Genomic DNA, 4,815 nt, shown 5'->3' with positions numbered 1-4,815 from the left:
TGCTTATCAATCTGGCTTAGGTTTACCGGATCGTGATTATTATTTAAAAAATGATGAAAAATTTAGCAAAATTCGCGCTACCTACCAAACCTACATGAGCGCTATTTTAGCGCATGCCGGGGTTGCCAATGCTGATGCCGCAGCAAACAATGTTTTTGCCCTTGAAGCAGCACTGGCCGATGCGCAGTGGAGCCGAGTAGAAAGCCGTGATGCGACTAAATCGTATAATAAAATGAGTATGGATGAAGCGAATGCGCTGCTGGGCGACTTTGATCTTGCTGCGTATTTTAATGCCCTAGGTATTAATAGTGCCGAGCTCATCGTGAGTCAGCCGAGCTACTTTGTAAAGCTCGCCAGTATTTATAACAACACCGATTTAGCCACATGGCAAAACTACCTTAAGTTTCACTTTGTTAGTAATTATGCTCAGCTACTTAATAAAGAGTTGGTCGATCTAAAGTTTGATTTTTACAGCAGCACGTTACGTGGCGTAGAACAACAAGCTCCGCTTTGGAAGCAAGCCGTTGATGCATCAAATAGTGTGTTAGGGGAGATTTTAGGTAAGGTCTACGTTAAAGAGCACTTTCCGCCAGCAGCCAAAGCGCGTATGGAACAGTTAGTGGAGAACGTGATTAAAGGTTATGCGGTTGCGATTGAAAACCTTGAGTGGATGAGCCCCGAAACCAAAAAGGCAGCACAACAAAAGCTCAGCAAGTTTACTCCTAAAATTGGTTACCCAGATAATTGGAAAGATTACTCTGCGCTAGAAATTAATGCCGAGGATTTAGTGGGCAATTACATACGCCACAGCGAGTGGGCATATGCCGACATGACCGCTAAGTTAGGGAAGCCGGTAGATCGTGCTGAATGGCATATGACGCCACAAACCGTGAATGCGTACTACAACCCAGTGAATAACGAGATTGTTTTTCCTGCAGCGATATTACAACCGCCATTTTTTAACTTAGCTGCAGATGATGCGGTAAACTACGGCGCCATTGGCGCGGTTATCGGTCACGAGTTAGGGCATGGCTTTGACGACCAAGGCGCTAAATATGACGGCGACGGAAATTTACGTAACTGGTGGAGCGAGTCCGATCTAAAACAGTTTGAACAGCGCAGTGCGGCACTGGTTGCTCAGTATAATCAATATCAACCGTTTGCTGATGCCAGTGTTAATGGTGAGCTGACCTTAGGTGAAAACATTGGTGATTTAGGTGGCTTAACCGTTGCTTATAAAGCCTATCAGCTGTCGTTAGGTGACGATAAAGCCCCGGTAATTGATGGCTATACCGGCGATCAGCGCTTCTTTATGGGCTGGTCACAAATTTGGCGTCGTAAATATCGTGATGAAGCGCTGCGCAATCGCTTAATGACCGACCCACATGCACCGAGTCATTACCGTGTGATCGGTATTTTGTCGAACATGCCGGAGTTTTATCACGCATTTGACGTCAAAGAAGGCGATAAAATGTATATTAAACCGGCAGACCGAGTAAAAATTTGGTAAGCAGTAACGCTTAAAAAAGCCCTGTAAGTATGCACTTACAGGGCTTTTTTGTGTATGGCTGTTAATTCAGTAGTTACTTATACTTTTCTTTTATTGCGCTAATAATGGCAGCGTTTGCCGCAGGGAACGCGTAGTTATCTAGCTCGTCGATAGCCACCCAAGCATTAGGTTGCCCTTCTGCGCCATGAGCTTGACCACTAAAATTACTCACTATATGCACATGCAGCTTCACGCATTTATCATCGTAGTCATGTTCAATAGTGAGCAACTTACTAGAGCTAAAAATGTTGATGCCAATTTCTTCGTGGAGCTCGCGCTTTAGCGCATTAAAAATACTCTCACCGGCTTCAATTTTACCACCAGGAAATTCCCATAAGCCGCCTTGATGTTGATCATCTGCTCGCTTGCAAATAAACAGCGCGTTATTTTTTTTAATTACGCCAACAGCCACATTTACAATTACCTTAGTCATTACCTCTCCCTTATCGCCATTGCAGCGAGCATGTTGCTGCTCTGCAAAGGCTTTTACACCGCATAAAAAAAGCGACGCAAGCGTCGCTTTTTACGAACTATATTGCACTGAGGGTTATTTTAATTTACCACAACATTGCTTAAATTTTTGACCCGAACCACATGGACATGGTTCATTACGACCCACTTTAGGCTCGTTACGCGCCATTACGTTGGCAGCTTGAGGTGTTTCGCCACCGACGTGCTCAACCGCTTCATGCTGATATTCGCGAGGTGCATTTTCACTTTGACGATGTTGCTCTTCTACTTTTTCAACATCTTCTTCGGCGCGCACTTGTACTTTACTTAAAATACCCACTACGTCTATTTTTAAGTTTTCCAGCATTTCAGCAAACAGTTCAAACGACTCACGCTTGTACTCTTGTTTTGGATTCTTTTGCGCATAACCGCGTAAATGAATACCTTGACGTAAGTGATCCATCGCAGCAAGGTGATCTTTCCAATGCTGATCCAGACTTTGTAGCATAATCGCTTTTTCGAACTGGCGCAGGACCGACTCGCCAACTTGCTGTTCTTTTTGCTTGTAAGCTTGTTCAACCGCTTCTTCAATGCGCTCACGCAGTTTTTCTTCGTAGAGCTTATTGTCATCGGCTAACCATTGGCTAAGCGGTAACTCAATTAAGAAGTCTTGTTTTAAACGTTCTTCAAGACCCGGTACATCCCACATTTCAGCTAAGCTTTGTGGTGCAATATACTGGTCGATAATATTGTTCAACACGTCACCACGAATAGCGGTAATGGTTTCTGAAATATCACCTTCTTCCAATAACTCGTTACGTTGCGAGTACACTACGCGACGTTGATCGTTAGCTACGTCATCATACTCAAGTAGCTGCTTACGTACATCAAAGTTACGTGCTTCAACTTTACGCTGAGCATTTTCAATTGCGCGGTTTACCCACGGGTGTTCAATCGCTTCGCCACGTTGCATACCGAGTTTACGCATCATGTTGGTCATGCGTTCACCGGCGAAGATACGCATTAACGCATCATCCATCGATAAGTAAAAACGGCTTGAGCCCGCGTCACCCTGACGACCAGAACGACCACGTAATTGGTTATCGATACGACGAGATTCATGGCGCTCAGTACCAATAATATGTAAACCACCGGCAGCAATAACGGCATCGTGGCGTATTTGCCACGCGGCTTTGATCTCGGCAATTTGCTCATCGCTCGGATTATCCAGCTTTTCCACTTCGCTGTGCCAGTTACCACCAAGCACGATATCGGTACCACGACCGGCCATATTAGTGGCTATGGTTACTGTGCCCGGTAAACCGGCATCCGATACTATATCTGCTTCTTGGGCGTGGAATTTAGCATTCAGCACGTTGTGCTTAATTTTTTCTTTGCGTAAAAACTGCGATAAATACTCAGAGCTTTCAATCGAAATGGTACCAACTAGCACAGGCTGGCCGCGCTCTTGGCAATCTTTAATGTCGACTAAAATGGCTTCGTATTTTTCTTCTTGAGTTAGGTACACTAAATCGGCGCGATCATCACGGATCATCGGTTTATTTGTGGGCATCACCACGGTATCTAAGCCGTAAATTGACTGAAACTCAAATGCCTCGGTATCAGCAGTACCTGTCATCCCGGCTAACGTTTCGTATAAACGGAAGTAGTTTTGGAAGGTAATTGATGCCAGCGTTTGGTTTTCGTTTTGAATTTTTACACCTTCTTTTGCTTCCACAGCTTGGTGTAAACCTTCTGACCAACGACGCCCTTCCATTGAACGACCCGTGTGCTCATCAATAATGATCACTTCGTTGTCTTTAACAACGTAATCAACATCTTTTTGATATAGCTTGTGTGCACGCAGGGCTGCATACACATGGCTTAATAATGTAATGCTAGCTGCTGAGTAAAGCGAGTCGCCTTCTTCAATTAAGCCGCGTTCAGTAAGCAGTTCTTCAACTTTAATTTGGCCACGCTCGGTTAGGTGAACTTGCTTTGACTTTTCATCGATTGTGAAATCGCCATCGCCTTCAATACCTTCTTCGTCTTCTTTTTCTTGTAGCTCAAGTAACGGCACTATGGTGTTTATTTCAGTGTATAACTCAGAGCTGTCTTCTGCAGGGCCTGAAATAATCAGTGGCGTGCGGGCTTCATCAATTAAAATTGAATCCACTTCATCCACTACGGCATAAAATAATGGCCGCTGTACACGCTCATCAATGCTAAATGCCATGTTGTCACGCAAGTAGTCAAAACCAAACTCGTTATTGGTACCGTAGGTAATGTCGGCCAGATACGCTTGTTTTTTCTGTTGCGGCATCATGCCCGGCACATTACAGCCAACCGTTAAGCCTAAAAATTCAAATAACGCACGGTTGGTTTCGGCATCACGTTTTGCCAAGTAATCGTTCACGGTAATAACGTGCACACCTTTACCGGTTAAACCGTTTAAATAGGCTGGTAAAGTGGCGGTGAGGGTTTTACCTTCACCGGTACGCATTTCTGCAATGCGACCTTGATGTAACACCATGCCACCTAATAGTTGTACGTCGAAGTGACGCATGCCATTCACCCGCTTAGAGGCTTCACGTACTACAGCAAACGCTTCTGGTAAAATGTCATCCAGACTTTGTCCATTATCGTAACGTTCTCTAAACTCTGCCGTTTTTGCTTTTAATTCGTTATCAGAAAGCGCTTCTAATTGCGTTTCAAGTGCATTGATCAGTGCGACCGTCTTTCTTAGGTTTTTAATAGTGCGGTCATTGCGACTACCAAAAATCTTGGTAAATAAATTAGATATCATGATAAAACCG

At 44.3% G+C, this 4,815-nt stretch carries 3 protein-coding genes; 1 reads left to right on the top strand and 2 read right to left on the bottom strand.

Annotated features, from left to right (window positions below):
• A partial coding sequence (locus ABYB02_RS14685) for a M13 family metallopeptidase (RefSeq protein WP_372763154.1) occupies positions 1-1,510 on the top strand: 1,510 nt, incomplete at its 5' end.
• Between the two features lie 73 nt (positions 1,511-1,583).
• Here ABYB02_RS14685 and mutT read toward each other — a convergent pair.
• Positions 1,584-1,982 carry an 8-oxo-dGTP diphosphatase MutT gene (gene mutT, locus ABYB02_RS14680; RefSeq protein WP_372763153.1) on the bottom strand — a complete coding sequence of 133 codons (399 nt, stop codon included), beginning with the start codon at positions 1,980-1,982 and terminating at the stop codon, positions 1,584-1,586.
• 114 nt (positions 1,983-2,096) lie between these two features.
• A complete protein-coding gene (secA, locus tag ABYB02_RS14675) occupies positions 2,097-4,805 on the bottom strand; it encodes a preprotein translocase subunit SecA (RefSeq protein ID WP_372763155.1) in 2,709 nt (902 codons plus the stop codon).
• Positions 4,806-4,815 lie beyond the last annotated feature (10 nt).

It is taken from the genome of Pseudoalteromonas sp. (genome assembly GCF_041613455.1).
Taxonomy (GTDB): domain Bacteria; phylum Pseudomonadota; class Gammaproteobacteria; order Enterobacterales; family Alteromonadaceae; genus Pseudoalteromonas.
This window is presented reverse-complemented; position numbering and strand designations above follow the sequence as displayed.